Below are 14,582 nucleotides of genomic sequence, written 5' to 3' on the forward strand. Positions count from 1 at the left end.
CAGACCTTCCCGGTCCTCAATGTCTGGCAGTTTCTCTGCCCATGACGTGATCATAGGTGGTCCTGTCGGCCCAATAACAATCACACGAAGCAGTTTCAAGGCCGCGGCGGTCGAGTACCGTGATTATCCCCCGGCTGTAGCGGATCAGCTTGCGTTTCTGTAATGAACCCGCCGCCTTGGTGATCCCGACCCGGCGCACACCCAGCATGAAGGCGAGAAATTCATGGGTGATATGCAACTCATCCGAGAACGTACGATCGTGCGTCATCAACAGCCAGCGGGCGAGCCGTGCCTCGACGACATGAAAGCGCGTGCAGGCGGCCGTCTGTTCCAGCTGGCACAGACACACATAGATGTAGCGGTTCAACAGCTTTTGCAGAGCCGGGCTAAGGCGGAGCTCGCGGCGAAACGGCGCGGCGGCCATGCGCAGCGCGTGGCCAGCACCCTGCACCAGCACATGCGACTGTGAAATATCGACTCCAAGTGCCAGGGCAATCCCGTGCATGCCTTCATAGCCCACCAGCGCCACCTCCAGACCGAAGTGACCATCGATCGGCTTCACCAGAGAAATGTAGCTGTCGGTAGGAAAGTAAACATGGCGGACAGACTCGCCGGGTTCACAGAGCACTTCGGAGAGAACAAGCTCGACTGTCTCGCAACCCGCCAGGAAATGCCGCCGGTCCTTTTGGGGTAACGCTTCAAGCAGACTATTGGTTTCAGGGGCGCGCCTTTTGTGGGGCATTCGAGCTTCCGCAAGGTTCATGGGAAAACGGTTTTAATTTCGAAGATTAGTTGCTTGTCTTGTAGCGTACTAATTTGTGAATGTAAACAGAATTCCATTCAAACAGATGTACGTTAACGAACACAGCGCACAAAACATAGAATTTTCATAGCAGAACACAGCTTTAAAACGCAAGTATTACTGCGGTAATGACGAGGCGGTCATGCCGGACATTGTATTGCTACAGTTATGTGCGATATCGAACAGAGAGCCCTGTCTCAGGCGCGCAAAATAGTAACATGAGGTGTCAAACAACATACTATCGGGAATGATAACGTTCACGCCGCAACAACAGAGCAACCAGTCGAAATATTGCATCACAGCGAAACCCACCTGGAATGCTCAATATACAGCACTGAGGCTGTTGACAAACGATTGCACGGAAGAAAAACAGCTGATGGTAAAAACCCGATGCCAAATGGTTATGGAGAGCACCCACTCTGTGGGTACCTGGTGAGCCACACGGTTCCTGGTCGCCCTTTGTCATCTGATTGTTAAGCACCACCTGTGTGACGTACATGGCGCGTCCAGACAATCGTCGTTCCTGTATGCAAGCTAAATGCCACGGATTGCGCTCGTCAACAGGGAGGAAGTGGCGGTAACCATGCATGGTCATGTCACGGCATCGATATCAATAATTTTATCATGGCATTTACAGGAAGACTAAACGTTCCCGGACGCACGCGTTATGTATGGAACCGTACAGACCGTGCCCAATACTGTGGCTAGCCTGTATATCAATTTCACCAGAATCGAAGTCAGGATGCAGACAGTATTTTCGCCAGCAACACCAGCAGATAGGCAACAATGAAAGATGAAGGCGCCGAAAAATAAATCAGTTATACAGTCAAGTAGTCACCGGCGATCGAATATAGTCAACCTCAACGGATGGATAAGTTTATGAATATTTTCAATAACTCTAGTTCTAATCAGACAAGAAACTGGGCCCGTCTACCGGTGATGCTTGTCGTTTCCGCGATACTTATAGCCGGGGTTGCGGGTTGCGCAAGCACACCGGTTCCGACGGAACAGATCGCCGTTTCAAAAGCAGCCGTCACATCCGCAACCAGAAGCGGCGGTAACGAATATGCGCCAATGGAGCTCAGGTCCGCCACGGAGAAACTGACTCGCGCGGAACAGGCAATGGCTGAGGAGAATTATGCTCTCGCCAAACGTCTCGCTGAGCAGGCTCAGGTCGACGCCAGGCTAGCTGAAACAAAGGCCGGGTTAGCCAGGGCACAGAAGGCACTCCAGGACGCAGAGCAATCAAACCGTGTCCTCCGAGAAGAGCTTAATCGGACTACCCGTTGAAACAGAATCACGTCACCAAGAAGTAACGTAAAGGAAACAATTATGGACATGAATATGAAATTTCTATTCCCGATCATACTGCTAACCGGTAGTGTGCTCTCGGCATGCAGCACTCAGCCTGAAAAACACGCAGTGTTAGATATGGCCAGCAGCGACTATGCCCAGGCGCAGGGCGACCCGGATGTCACTAATTACGCGGCCATCGAGTTGCAACAGGCGGGGGATGCGTTGGATAAAGCCACCGACGCTCAACGCAAGGGTGAAGATCAGGAGGTCGTGGATCATCTCGCCTATGTTGCCGCAAAGAAAGTTGCGATTGCACAGGAAACCGCCAAAATGAAGGTAGCCGAGAAAGCAGTTGCCAATATTAGCACGGAAAGAGAAAAAATCCGCCTTGAACTACGCACGACAGAGGCCGATTCCGCCAGGCAGCAGGTAAAGACCGCGAAAGAAAGGGCTGAAAGGCAGGAAACCGCGTTAGAAGTATCTCAGGCCCAGACTGAAAGTAGCAGGCAAAGGCTTGAGGCACAAGTTGCGGAAACTGACTCTGCCAACGTCAGAATCCACCAGATGGAGGAAGAACTCAAGGAGTTGAATGCCCGGGAGACCGAACGCGGTATGGTGATTACGCTTGGTGACGTATTATTCGACACAAGCAAGGCGGAGCTTAGAGACAGCAGCATCAACAGTTTGAAGAAGCTCGCGGATTTTCTCAAGGCTTACCCGGAACGCACTGCGGTGATAGAGGGTTATACCGATAGTACGGGCGAAAGTAGTTTCAACCAGTCGCTCTCTGAAAAACGCGCCATGGCTGTGCGCGACAGCCTGTTAAATATGGGCGTCGACAGAAATCGCATCAGCACACGTGGCTTTGGTGAGGCAAACCCTGTTGCCACCAACACGACAGCCGCTGGTCGTCAATCAAATCGGCGCGTGGAAATCGTACTTCCCCAACAACAGTAACGATACACTGATGTCTTGACGGCTTGCGACTAAAGACGGAGGTTAAGTCCTCCGTTATTAGTATGGCTAGATTGCCTTGAGAAGGACCGGATACATCAGAAACCATACTATTAACTATCGTTGAGCCACCATTGATTGTTGTGTTTCGAAATTGCTCTCATAGTCGAAATCTGGCCTATGTACCAAACGGCTTGCTCGGCGCGACATTAATAATCTTTCCGGCCCTGATGTCAAGGCAGGAAATATAATGCACCATGCAAAGCGTGATCATGCAATGAACTACATTAAAACCTTACCTTAAAACTTAATTGTTTAATTATATCAAGGAGATTTTCATGAAAAATATAAACAAAAATTTCTCAACGCTCATACTGAGCATTATTTTTTATCCATACTTGGTTGCGCACCAACCGAAAAAAAGGAAGGAACAGGCGAATATATTGACGATACTTTTATCACCACCAAGGTTAAGACTGCCATATTCAACGAGCCTACACTGAAGTCAGCTGAGATCAACGTGGAAACCTTCAAAGGTATTGTGCAATTAAGCGGATTTATCAGATCGCAAGCGAACATCGACAAGGCTGTCAGCCTTGCACGTGGTGTTAAAGGGGTAAAGTCAGTCAAGAACGACATGCTGGTCAAGTAACAAAAACATATCGCACGCGCGTTCCGCGCAATAATCGCCAAAAACTCAAAGCCCGGCTTTGCCGGCCGTTGTAATAACCGGATCTGAAGAACGTGACACCCGCTTCTCACCTGCTTCAGGGTGAAGGCTCGCCCATTCCTCCATAGGCTATGTTAGCTATCACACAGATATTGCCCGGAGTTTCCCCTACCTTTAATCTATCGACGCCAGAATGGTGGTTTTCACACTGAAACTTGCCACATAATCAATACAGCCCTGTTCATAGGCATGTTGATTTTATTCCACTATTTTGACTTTCTGGGCAGCAACCCAGCCACAGAAAAGGTTGATGAGAAGTTCGATAAACCGGCGAGAAGTACACATATTTCTGAAAAGGCCAAAAAGAAGTAATTGTTTTCCTTCACAGCATCTACAGGAGCGACATCAATGCTTGAAACTATTGCGGTTATATTGATTATCCTCTGGTTACTGGGACTGGTTTCCTCGTACACCATGGGCGGTCTGATTCACATACTTTTGGTTATTGCGCTCGTGGTGATAGTGCTGCGTGTTATTCAAGGTCGACGCATATTATGACCCTGTTTTTTCCATACAGCCTGGCGCAGAATGCTATACACAGGTGATTCGTGGCAGCGGCTATTCCTGGTACACGATCCAGCCCATCACCTACGGAGGTATTTTTCTCGGTGTTTGTCCAGGCCCCGTTACTCCATCCTGTATTGCAAAAGTTCAAGTCTTTGTAACTCCAGCAGAAGTAAATCTGTCTTGAGCTACATTTCAGCTATTTTCATTTTCATCCTGTCGCCATTGGTTATAGCAATCGAGCCCACAGAACCAGCGTATATATTCTTCACCCTCATCCTTCAGAGCGTCGACGCGAGGAACCTCCTTCCGGCACACAGTACAACTGACTTTTTCCGGTAACGAAGCCTGTTCCGGGCTGCCGGGCTTTTTCGACATCAGTATTTCACCTCATCGATACGCATCGTGGATTGCATCAGTTTATACGCATCTTCCGCTTCCGCTTTGTCCCTCGCCTCAATCATGAGTACAGGATAGCCTTCTTTCAGGGCATCTTCCACGACCGCGGTCAAAACATCCTCTTTCTGAATATTATGTAATGATCGTTTCACGGTATGCGTGCCATGTAGCATAACCGAGTACCGGCGCGATGAGCACGAAGCCTATCAGTGCCGTCGCGAATCCGATTGCTGTCAGTGCCAGAATCAGCAAGGCCCAGAGTGCCAGAGCCGACTTGTTTCGCCACACCGCATGAAAGCTTGTTGTGATTGCCGTCATGGCATCGGCATCCCGGTCCAGAATCATCGGCAAGGCAAATGAGCTGGCACCAAACAGCAGGCCGCCGAAAATAACCGCAACGACAAGGAACCCTGTATTAGACAGCGGCACCGCCGCAGAAGCCGCCGACTGCCCGGATATCGTCACAACATTCATCACAATCGAAACTAGGATGAGCAGGAACATGAACATCAGGCTCAGCAACAGCGCCAGCATGAGCTCGTGCCCCATTTCAAGAAAAGCCTTGCTACGCTCGTGACGAAAACTCGGCTCGTGGTTTTTCTCGAGCTGGTGGCTTATATCGTAGAGGCCAAATGCGAGTGCGGGCCCCACTACCAGCAGACAGATAAACAGTGCAACCAGCAAATAACTCTCACTGGTCCAGGCTAAAGAAACAAGTAACCAACCGATTGCCGCGAATATCACACCGTAGACCAGGCTGTGCCAGGGCGCGCGCCGGAAGTCTTGCCAGCCTTTTTTCAGCCACCCGAACGGCGCCCTGGACGTCAGGGAGTGACAAGCTGCGTAGATCGGAGAATCATTCTTGACTGAATCTGCTGTTTTCATCCTGCACCTCCGGATACCCGTACCACCTGATCCCAGTATAGTAGGCACAACCGCTTTTCGCAGGCATCAGGCCAGGATCCCGCGAGCGGAAAAAACCATGAAAAGCAGGGGCAAAGCCCTGTAAGACCTGTCTCGGCATACACCATGCCAGGGGCCAGGTCATACGGACCCGACGGCTTACTTTTCATTAAGTAAACGCGTTAGCTGGCGGCCCCTTTTAGCCGAATATTAGCAACCGGCTATATTAGTAATAATTGTTGTCTCACCGGTTTTTTTTAATGTTTGAATCACAATATACTGGACACTTGTCGTCAGACCAGAAAACGCCAGGCAGGGAGTCGGAAATGGCAGAATTCAGCGTAAACACACACCGCTTTGATCCTTACAAAAACTTTAAATTTCGCATCAAATGGGATGGACGTTATGTCGCTGGTGTCAGCAAAATCAGTAGCTTAAAACGCAATACGGAAGTCATTGAGTGGCGCCAGGGTGGCGAGCCCAACCTCACGCGCCGTATGCCCGGATTTACAACCTTTGAGCCTATCACTCTTGAACGGGGGGTAACTCACGACACGGAATTCGAAAAATGGGCGAACAAGGTATGGCACCTGGGCGCGGGATCGGGCAGCGAGGTGTCCCTGGCAGATTTTCGCAAGGATCTCGTGCTCGAGGTTATGAACGAAGCTGGCCAGATTGTGCTGGCCTACAAGATATATCGATGCTGGGTCAGCAACTATCAGGCTTTGCCGGATCTTGATGCGAATGAACCTGCCATCGCCATCGAGTCACTCACGTTACAACATGAGGGTTGGGAACGTGACACATCCGTCACCGAACCCACTGAAACGAGTACCTGAGCCAGCCGATGCCTTCCGCCAACCTTTCGAAAGCCTCTTTGCATTTCCTGGGCAATTCCCGGGACTTGCCCGAACCGTTTATCTTTCAGTTCAATCCTGAGAGCATGACACGAGTACAGAGCTACTCTGAAAAAAACAAGAAAATCACTGAAACCATCCGCCTGCGTCTGATCTTCAATATAATGCATGGCCTGTCGGATAATAATCCCCAGGCCATAGAACATGGCATTTACCCGTTACTGGCAGCACTGGAAGAATATGTCGCCGAACAGGACAAGTTAATACGTCTACCTGGCATACTGGGGAGGTTGGGTCCGAAACTGCAGCGAGTAATGGTGCTCTCATATGGTGAGCGGAGCATTCCGGTTCGAATAGTTCGGCTCAATATAAAAGAACTTGTGCACAATGCTCAATTAACGCCCTTGCATGCAACAGCTGATCTGTCACTCCGCGTGCTGGGCGAGTCAGAGTTAAGCGGTAACCCACAGGGTAAGGCCGCGTTGGAAAATTACAGAAAGTATCGTAAGACCAGCGCCAACTCCTTAACGTCCCTGATTCATTTATAGTACTCAGGACAAGAAAATTCTGCTCCTTAAGAGCGCACAATCTTGACGCGATCTCCGACCGCGATCATTCCATCACTGACAACAGTCAAACATATACCGCTGTTTTTCCAAAGAGCGCCTGCAAGCCCCTTACCTTCAACCTTATCCAGGTAGCCACACGGCGGGCGAGGCTTGTGGTAACGAAAAATGGCATCGCCTATTCGAATGGTCTTGTCCTGCAAGTCTCGGGTTTTGAGATTGCCAATAACCAGGTTGCGGCGATGATGCCCCGTATCCAGTCTGGCGCGGAGGCTATCTGACAGGCCCTTTTTGGCTTTATCCAGGTCATCTTCGCTGATCAACGTAACCTGACAGGCTTCGGTAACTTGCCAGAACCCCCTGGCCATGCTGTAGCGGTCACCGGACAAACCGGTCTGTTCATGCACCTGTATACGATCGACAGACTGCATTTCAGCGCCAGCCGAGCTGGCAATATAGATCGCGTTGAGTTCCGGTAAAGCGCGATGACGGGGAAGGGAAAACAGCCTGTTAAGCAATGACAAGATATTGATAGTCCTGGAATAATATATCATCAGCCGGGTGTAACACTGACTTATGATTTGTGATTTGTGATTTATCAGTCAACAACACCGAGGCTGATCAGGGCAAGATGCATCCCCTGTACCAGGGCAATCACCAGAATGAGGGCGACCGGGTAGACCGACGAGTACGCGATGACCGGTCGCTCCGAGACATCGGCCTGACGAATGATATCCAGCCCCGGGGTAAAGGTCATGCCGCCGCAAATGACACCAAAACACTCGCTGACCGGGATTTTCATGTAAAAGTGCCCGAACAGGAAACTGGCCAGCATGGGAATCACGGCGAACAGCACCGCGTACAGGGCGTAATAAACGGCCTGAAAATCCAGGGATTCGACAAAGCTCTGTCCGGTGTCGAACCCGACCTGGACGAAAAACAGCGCCAGCCCCAATTCTTTCAGCACGGCTGTCGCATTGCGTGGGAAGCGCCCGATAAAATTCCCAATCCGCCCGAAGTGGCCAAAGATCAGCCCCGCCACCAGTGCCCCACCGGCGAGTCCCAGGGAAAATGGCCCCAGCGTCGGCACCGGGATGATCAGGCCGCCAATGGCAAAGGCGAGAAACAACGTCGCGGCCAGCGAGCCGATATCCACCCGCCGTTGCACGGTGTGGTGCTCATGGCCAAGGAACAGCTCCAGCTGGTCGAGCTGGTAGGGTGTTCCCACCGCGACGACGACATCGCCGTATTCCAGCGAGAGATCGTGACGCGGAACAAATTCAACATTGGAGCGAATCACGCGGGTGATAGAGATATTATATCTAAGCCGGATACCCAGATCGTTCAGGGTACGATTCACTATGGAGGTGTTCTCCACCACGATGGAGCGGGTGTCGAGTTCCGAGTTCTCATCGAACTTTTCCTGCACTTCCTCACCCAGCATCTCACCGACCGTTTGCACGTCTTCGGTCAGGCCTTCCAGCCGCACGATATCGCCGACCAGCAGTACCGTACTCCCGCTTGCCGTTCGCAGCGAGAGATCCCGCAGGATCCCGGATACCACGACATTATGCGTCTGAAGGATATCGGTATCACGTATCAGCTTGCCGGATAATTCAGGGTTATTCACTTTGTACACCGCGGTATGCATTTGTGAACGGGATTGCACTTCCGCCTCCATTCGCCCGCGTAATAATTTTACGGAAATCGTGATAAATAGAATCACGCCCAACAGGCCGAAGGGATAGGCGACGCCGTAGCCAAAGATAACCTCGCTCTCCGGGCTGAACTGCAAGGCACTGATCAGCGCTGGACTGGAGGTAAAGGCCCCGGCAAACAGGCCGAGTCCAATGCCCGTGGGCACCGCCGCAATGGTAATGATCGCAACCACGGTAACACCGGCAACGGACAGCAATATCAGGACATTGAGAATATAGCGCTTGCCGTGCTGTTTGAAGGCACGGAAAAAACTCGGACCGGCTTCCAGTCCGACACAGAGCAAAAACAGGACAATACCGAGATCCTGAAGAATAACGATAGGCTCGAATTGATAGAAATAGCCGGCAATCATCGCAACGATCAAAACGCCGCTCGAGCCAAAACCGACTCCCTTGATCCGCAGATTGCCAAAAGCAACACCGAGCAGAATGACCAGAAAGGTAACGATCAGCTCGGTCTTGCGGAAGAAGAACTCAATAGGTACAACACCTTCTGTTTCCAGCATAGGACCTGATCCCGATTAGCGCGAAGTCCAGCGGACTCCGGTGAGCGGTATTCAGTTTGCGGGCAACTGAATACCTCGCCAGGCGATGTGCGACTGGCACAGCCTGGAAAAGATAAATTTAATCATATTCAACCAGTCAGTCCGGATCAATCCAAACAGCGATGAGCCAATCCGCGATACGGGCTTTGCCTCTTTAATTCAGGCTGCGGTTCAAATCCTGGGCGATGTGCGAACGATCCTGTTCCGCCTAGTCCAGATTATAGTTCATCATTTTGGCGAATTCTTTGCCTGATTTTCTGGATTTTCCGTGATCGCCCATTATTACCTTCACAGAGTCAATCAAACCGTGATGTATCCCCTATGACTATTGTTGGGCTACGCTCTTACCAGGGCATTCGGGTGCCGTCAAAACGCAGAAATATACCTGATTGCTCAAACGTGAAATCATCGATGATTTGACGCATCCCCTGCACACTCTCCGCGCGTGTATACGGCGCCGAGTCGCCTCCCATCCGGGTCTGGACCCAACCGGGATGCAGTAACAACACACCAACCTTGCGCGGCGCAACTTCATGGGCTAACCCGGTCATTGCCGCGTTCAGGGCCGCCTTGCTGGAACGATAGGCGTAGTCATTGCCACTGCCGATATCCGTGATGCTGCCCATGTGGCTGCTGATGCCAACCAGCAGACGGCGCCGGCTGCGGGCAACCGAATCCAGCAAGGCTTCACTGACCCGCATGGCCCCCAGGACGTTCACCGCGAAGGTCTGCTGCCAGTCGTCGTAATCAATACTGCCGAGTTTGTCCTTGCCCCAACGTTCGTAATAAACACCGGCATTATTGACCAGAATATCGATAGCGACCTCGTTCAATTCTCTGGCCAGCGCTTCAATCTGCTCGGAGCGGGTCACATCGAGCGGGTGGAGGGAGACATTCGAATGGTCACTTGCCAGCCTGTGCAGTTCCTCGGCCTGCTCCAAAAAACGACACGTGGCGTACACCCGCCAGCCCAGCCGGGCATACTGGCGCACCCATTCCAGGCCCAGCCCACGATTGCTGCCCGTCACGAGGATCGAGTTCATATCCATACCCGATCTATAAGATAAATCCCGGGCTCCGTAAACCCCGGGCAAAATCGAGATACGGGCAATTCCGCCCTTTTCCCGAACAAAATTGATTTTCCCCGGTCCTATTCGTGACGTACACTACCGGCCATCCGTACACTAATATATGTACCCTGGCCAGACGCAACCAACAGGAACCCGATGGACAACGAATCAACGACAAGCGTGCAGAGCACCCCCACGCATAAACCCAGGCCGATGATCGACCTGCTGGTCAGCATCCTGATCCCGTCTGTTATCCTGATGAAATTCAGCAACCCGGAGCATCTGGGACCCAGCGGCGCCCTGGTTATCGCGCTCGCCTTTCCACTTGGCTGGGGCACGTTTGAATTATTCAAATACCGGAAATTCAATTTCATCGCACTGCTCGGCCTGATCAGTGTCCTGCTCACCGGCGGCATCGGTCTTCTCGAGCTCGGCCCCAAATGGCTGGCCGTCAAGGAGGCCGCCATCCCCGGCCTCATTGGACTCGTCATCCTCATCTCCGCCTATACACCCTATCCGCTAATCAGGACATTGCTGTTTAACCCGCGGGTTATGAATATCGAGAAGATTGAGACAAAACTGCATGAACTCGGCACTCAACACCTGTTTGACACCCGACTGAACAATGCAACATACCTGTTGAGCAGCACCTTCCTGTTTTCTGCCGTTATGAACTACCTGCTGGTCACATGGATTGTTATCAGCCCGGCAGGCACGCCCGCATTCAACGAGGAACTGGGACAGATGACGCTGCTGAGTTACCCTGTCATTGCCATTCCATCAACGGTGATGATGATGGCAATTTTGTATTACCTGTGGCGAACGATTCGTACGCTGACCGGGTACACATTAGAAGAAATCATTACCATGCCTGGGGACTGAGTAATCGGAGCCTGACACGTTCGGGAACCAATGTTTTTCTGGCGCTGCAAGGCGTGGGGTGAAGTACTACCGATTCGCATGAATAACTGTTCCAGATTCATGCACACTCTATACTCTGGCCAATCCTGCAGGTCACGCTGGCATTAGCCTGCGTGACATTCCTGCCGATACGCAGAATGTCAGGTTGCGCTGCGCTCAACCTGACCTACCTCTCTGATACCACCAGGCCTGAATAAAAGTTCCGAATATCCGATCACCCCCTGTAGGGGGGAACAAGCGAAGCGGTTCCACCTGAACCCCGAAAAAAACTGGATCTGTCGTGTTGCTCCTTGATCCAGGCTACCTGATCAATGAACGGGTTTTCGGATCACCTGTTTAGTAGACCGGCACCAGGTGATAGCCCTGTGCCTGGTATCCGATCAGTGAAATAAAGCCGTCACCGACCAGGTTAAGATCTGACAGCAGGGTGTTGTTATCAATGCCGAACGCATCGGTTGCCACGGCACAGATTTCCTGTTCAATGCCCAGTGCCGCAAGCTTTTCGACATTGCTTTCAATTTCCATCAGCACGGCGCCGTGTCGGTCTGCAATTTCCGCTTTCGGTGAGGTACTGAGATATTGCACGCTGGGGCCAATGTAGACCATCACAAAATCCGGCGTCACGCCCTGGGCCTGCATACCCTTGAAGGTGCCCTGAATAACCTCCAGATAGAAATTCATTTTCTTCGCATCGGCAATATCGATCAGAAACACCGCCTTACCGACTTTCAAATCACCCAGTGCAGCACGATCGTTGATCTTGCTGTCGGCATGACTGTGGCTGGCCGCCAGGGCCAGTGACAGAATCAGTAAGGTGTATTGAAACAATTTTCTCATGATGAATTCCGTGAGGTTTATTGGTTTGGCATGTTCTGCAGATCAATTATCGAGCAACTGGCTTTACGCGTTTGCCGGCAGTTTTGATCGCCCGGCTGATGATCGTATGCACAGCGCTTCTGTTGCAGCTCGTGATAATCAGCTTCGCTATAGGCTGTGGCGGGGAGATTGGGTGGGTAATACACGCACCCCCCGCACAGCTCGTTGACATCAACCTTTTTTGACATAGAACTGGATCACCCCGTCGCTCTCGCCTGACTCCAAAAGCGTGTGTCCCGTCCGCTCGCACCAGGAAGGAATATCCGTCAGCGTGCCCGGATCGGTGGCGATGATCTCCAGCACTTCGCCGCTGTTGATCTTCTTCATCGCGACATTGGTTTCCACGATCGGCATGGGACAACATTTGCCGCTGGTATCCAGCTTGCTGTTGGCTTTGATATCACTCATCGTTTCGCTCCTTAAAAATACTGGCAATGTTCGGCTTTGGCGGCTTTTTCATTCAAAAACCACGATGCACCGACGATCCCGCTGGCTTCCGGAATCAGGTTATCCTCGTTGACGCCGAAGATACTGGAAGCCAGGCTGCAGGCATAAAAGTTCACGTTCTCGGTGGCTTTGAGGGCCTGAATCACATCATAGATATCCTGGGGCAGGCCGGCTTTACCCACCTGCTCGCGAACCCAGTCGTGTTGATCGGCATGTTCCCCCTGGATCACCTGCCCCCTGGCCCCGTCTTCGGTCAGGGCCTTCACCGCCCAGTTCACAAACAGCAGATCCACCTGGGTGCCTTCTGACCCCTGTATAAAGGCGAACGCCAGGGGGGTGAGCAGTTTGTCGTAACCGTCTTCACGGACCACGATTGCCAATGATTTCATCGTTGCCTCCTTAGAACGAACGTTCGTTCTAATTTATGGGCCAAAAAAAAGCCGATGCCACCTGAACCGATTGTTCAGACTGCCACCGACCGCCAGGCACATTGCCAGATCTCATCGAGATATTCCGGCAATGGCGCGTCCAGAATCCCGTCCAGACGTAACTGAATTAATCGCAGCGCCCCGCCAAACACGGCCGAGGCGGCAACCACCGGGGTCATCTCGCGGACCTCGCCGCTTTTCATCCCGGCCGCCACCATCTCGCGCATCTGCACGAAGGGGCGCGAGGAGCAGACCGGTTTCTGGTCCGGAATGAACTCCCGATGACGCGAGAACAGCATGAAGCGCATCACCGCCGGCTCCTGCTCGGTCAGCTCAAACAACCGTTGGATCACCGCCCGGCAGCGATCGTGGGCCGTGGGATGGGCGGCTTCGATCTGGCTGAATTGCGCTTCCATTCGCTCGACCAGGCTCTCGTACAGGCTGCGGGCAATCCCTTCCTTGTCGCCAAAGTAGTGATAGATGGAGCCGGTACTGACCGCAGAGACTTTCACGATGTCGGGAATCGAGGTATTGAAATACCCCTGCTCGGTAAAGAGCTCCAGGGCCGCCCCCAGCACCTGCTCGGTGGCCGGGGTGGTGCGATCGCGTTTGGTTGCAGTACCGGTTTCCATGCATCAAGACTAGAATGAACATTCGTTCTAGTCAAGCAATTAAAAACATTATTTAATGTATGTTTTTTTGGTCGGACTTTCGGGTAAGGCGCGCCTGGCGCCTGTCTTGTTGCTGAAAACTTGCGTGTACCTGCTATTCCGTCACACATAAATAGCTCAGCCGATTGACTAGTCTGAAATAATGTCAACATTCCACCGCATGGCTATGACCAGTTGAGCTGTTTAATTCGCTCGATTCAAATCAGAGGCATCCTGTTCATCGGCAAGTTTTTTCGATTTGATTAGCCGCTCAAGACCATTGATAGTCTTACGTCCTTCGTTCAGCATCTTTTGTTTAGCGATAGACGATCCGATCACGGGAGGTACCCAGAAATCGGGAACATAGTCGGCACTATAGATCACACGTGTCTTACTCCCTTCGTCAATCAGCCGCCACAGGCTTTTCCCGTATCGCAGGTCACTCTCCTCGGCAATAATACTTGACATGATATACCCCGGCCCCGGTTCAGAGACCATCGCAACCTGCTCAATCGTCTGACAGAAAACCCAGATACATCCTTTACTGACGAAGAAGATCTTGTGTTTATTATCACTTCTTTCAATTAAACGGCTCTCGATAACCGTATCGTTAACTTCTGGCATTTTACTGAAATCCATCAACGTGGACCTGATCTCCTTGTGACTCGCGTCGACCCTCATATCAAGATGCAACAGAAAATGGTCGTCCACCTCATTAACATAGTATTCCAGTAATTCACCCGCCTTTATCGGACCGACCAAGAGAGCAGCAAGTAAGATCATAAATATTCGACGCATGCTGTTCTCCCCTGGTCAGAATGTGACATTAATCAGCTTATTGCGAAGAATAGTGAATTTTTATGTCACATTTTTTACGTAATGCATAAAACAAAAAACATGGTCCAGGGAATGTCGT

The 14,582-nt window shown here is 51.5% G+C and carries 20 protein-coding genes; 8 read left to right on the forward strand and 12 right to left on the reverse strand.

Features of this window, described 5'->3' with window-relative positions:
- Positions 1–16 precede the first annotated feature (16 nt).
- The gene (locus U5K34_RS15260; RefSeq protein WP_322569265.1) at positions 17–763 is read right to left on the reverse strand and encodes a Crp/Fnr family transcriptional regulator; all 747 of its coding nucleotides are present in this window, start codon (positions 761–763) and stop codon (positions 17–19) included.
- Between the two features lie 978 nt (positions 764–1,741).
- Here U5K34_RS15260 and U5K34_RS15265 point away from each other — a divergent pair.
- The 5 genes from U5K34_RS15265 to U5K34_RS16255 all read left to right on the forward strand — a co-directional run bounded on the left by U5K34_RS15265 (position 1,742) and on the right by U5K34_RS16255 (position 4,280).
- Positions 1,742–2,092, forward strand: a complete 351-nt coding sequence (locus tag U5K34_RS15265) for a DUF4398 domain-containing protein (RefSeq protein ID WP_322569401.1) — start codon at positions 1,742–1,744, stop codon at positions 2,090–2,092.
- A gap of 42 nt (positions 2,093–2,134) precedes the next feature.
- Positions 2,135–3,055, forward strand: coding sequence for an OmpA family protein (locus U5K34_RS15270; RefSeq protein ID WP_322569266.1), 921 nt, complete (start codon positions 2,135–2,137; stop codon positions 3,053–3,055).
- Positions 3,056–3,159: 104 nt separating this feature from the next.
- The gene (locus U5K34_RS16245; protein ID WP_416224122.1) at positions 3,160–3,303 is read left to right on the forward strand and encodes a DUF3309 domain-containing protein; all 144 of its coding nucleotides are present in this window, start codon (positions 3,160–3,162) and stop codon (positions 3,301–3,303) included.
- A 143-nt stretch (positions 3,304–3,446) separates the two neighbouring features.
- A complete protein-coding gene (locus tag U5K34_RS16250; protein WP_416224123.1) occupies positions 3,447–3,704 on the forward strand; it encodes a BON domain-containing protein in 258 nt (85 codons plus the stop codon).
- Between the two features lie 426 nt (positions 3,705–4,130).
- Positions 4,131–4,280 carry a lmo0937 family membrane protein gene (locus U5K34_RS16255; RefSeq protein ID WP_416224114.1) on the forward strand — a complete coding sequence of 50 codons (150 nt, stop codon included), beginning with the start codon at positions 4,131–4,133 and terminating at the stop codon, positions 4,278–4,280.
- Positions 4,281–4,481: 201 nt separating this feature from the next.
- On the opposite strand, the gene U5K34_RS16260 is transcribed toward U5K34_RS16255, so the two are convergent.
- Genes U5K34_RS16260 through U5K34_RS15280 form a run of 3 tightly spaced genes read right to left on the reverse strand, consistent with a single transcriptional unit; the run spans position 4,482 to position 5,570 of the window.
- Complete coding sequence (locus U5K34_RS16260; RefSeq protein WP_416224115.1) at positions 4,482–4,664, reverse strand: DUF3330 domain-containing protein; 183 nt, start codon at positions 4,662–4,664, stop codon at positions 4,482–4,484.
- Positions 4,664–4,786: a hypothetical protein gene (locus tag U5K34_RS15275; RefSeq protein WP_322569267.1), complete on the reverse strand. Its 123-nt coding sequence runs from the start codon at positions 4,784–4,786 to the stop codon at positions 4,664–4,666. Before U5K34_RS15275 ends, U5K34_RS16260 begins: the two co-directional genes overlap by 1 nt.
- Positions 4,787–4,817: 31 nt before the next feature.
- Complete coding sequence (locus tag U5K34_RS15280) at positions 4,818–5,570, reverse strand: DUF2189 domain-containing protein (protein WP_322569268.1); 753 nt, start codon at positions 5,568–5,570, stop codon at positions 4,818–4,820.
- Positions 5,571–5,914: 344 nt separating this feature from the next.
- On the opposite strand from U5K34_RS15280, the gene U5K34_RS15285 reads away from it, so the two are divergent.
- Positions 5,915–6,427, forward strand: coding sequence for a phage tail protein (locus tag U5K34_RS15285; RefSeq protein ID WP_322569269.1), 513 nt, complete (start codon positions 5,915–5,917; stop codon positions 6,425–6,427).
- A gap of 8 nt (positions 6,428–6,435) precedes the next feature.
- Entirely contained in the window at positions 6,436–6,993 is a 558-nt protein-coding gene (locus U5K34_RS15290) for a hypothetical protein (RefSeq protein ID WP_322569270.1), read from the forward strand.
- A 26-nt stretch (positions 6,994–7,019) separates the two neighbouring features.
- Here U5K34_RS15290 and U5K34_RS15295 read toward each other — a convergent pair whose 3' ends face one another.
- The 3 genes from U5K34_RS15295 to U5K34_RS15305 all read right to left on the reverse strand — a co-directional run bounded on the left by U5K34_RS15295 (position 7,020) and on the right by U5K34_RS15305 (position 10,317).
- Positions 7,020–7,535, reverse strand: coding sequence for an MOSC domain-containing protein (locus U5K34_RS15295; protein WP_322569271.1), 516 nt, complete (start codon positions 7,533–7,535; stop codon positions 7,020–7,022).
- 74 nt (positions 7,536–7,609) lie between these two features.
- Positions 7,610–9,235, reverse strand: a complete 1,626-nt coding sequence (locus U5K34_RS15300) for an aspartate:alanine exchanger family transporter (protein ID WP_322569272.1) — start codon at positions 9,233–9,235, stop codon at positions 7,610–7,612.
- 383 nt (positions 9,236–9,618) lie between these two features.
- A complete protein-coding gene (locus U5K34_RS15305) occupies positions 9,619–10,317 on the reverse strand; it encodes an SDR family oxidoreductase (protein WP_322569273.1) in 699 nt (232 codons plus the stop codon).
- A gap of 183 nt (positions 10,318–10,500) precedes the next feature.
- On the opposite strand from U5K34_RS15305, the gene U5K34_RS15310 reads away from it, so the two are divergent.
- Positions 10,501–11,226 (forward strand): VC0807 family protein, encoded by a 726-nt coding sequence (locus U5K34_RS15310; protein WP_322569274.1) that lies wholly within the window; start codon positions 10,501–10,503, stop codon positions 11,224–11,226.
- 375 nt (positions 11,227–11,601) lie between these two features.
- Here U5K34_RS15310 and U5K34_RS15315 read toward each other — a convergent pair whose 3' ends face one another.
- From U5K34_RS15315 to U5K34_RS15335, 5 genes are all read right to left on the reverse strand, one after another.
- Positions 11,602–12,102 carry a DsrE family protein gene (locus U5K34_RS15315; RefSeq protein WP_322569275.1) on the reverse strand — a complete coding sequence of 167 codons (501 nt, stop codon included), beginning with the start codon at positions 12,100–12,102 and terminating at the stop codon, positions 11,602–11,604.
- 210 nt (positions 12,103–12,312) lie between these two features.
- The gene (locus U5K34_RS15320) at positions 12,313–12,549 is read right to left on the reverse strand and encodes a sulfurtransferase TusA family protein (RefSeq protein WP_322569276.1); all 237 of its coding nucleotides are present in this window, start codon (positions 12,547–12,549) and stop codon (positions 12,313–12,315) included.
- An 11-nt stretch (positions 12,550–12,560) separates the two neighbouring features.
- A complete protein-coding gene (locus U5K34_RS15325; protein WP_322569277.1) occupies positions 12,561–12,977 on the reverse strand; it encodes a DsrE family protein in 417 nt (138 codons plus the stop codon).
- Between the two features lie 74 nt (positions 12,978–13,051).
- Positions 13,052–13,648: a TetR/AcrR family transcriptional regulator gene (locus U5K34_RS15330; protein WP_322569278.1), complete on the reverse strand. Its 597-nt coding sequence runs from the start codon at positions 13,646–13,648 to the stop codon at positions 13,052–13,054.
- A 222-nt stretch (positions 13,649–13,870) separates the two neighbouring features.
- Positions 13,871–14,464 (reverse strand): hypothetical protein, encoded by a 594-nt coding sequence (locus tag U5K34_RS15335; protein ID WP_322569279.1) that lies wholly within the window; start codon positions 14,462–14,464, stop codon positions 13,871–13,873.
- Between the last annotated feature and the right edge of the window lie 118 nt (positions 14,465–14,582).

It is taken from the genome of Thiohalophilus sp. (assembly GCF_034521165.1).
Classification (GTDB): domain Bacteria; phylum Pseudomonadota; class Gammaproteobacteria; order UBA6429; family Thiohalophilaceae; genus Thiohalophilus.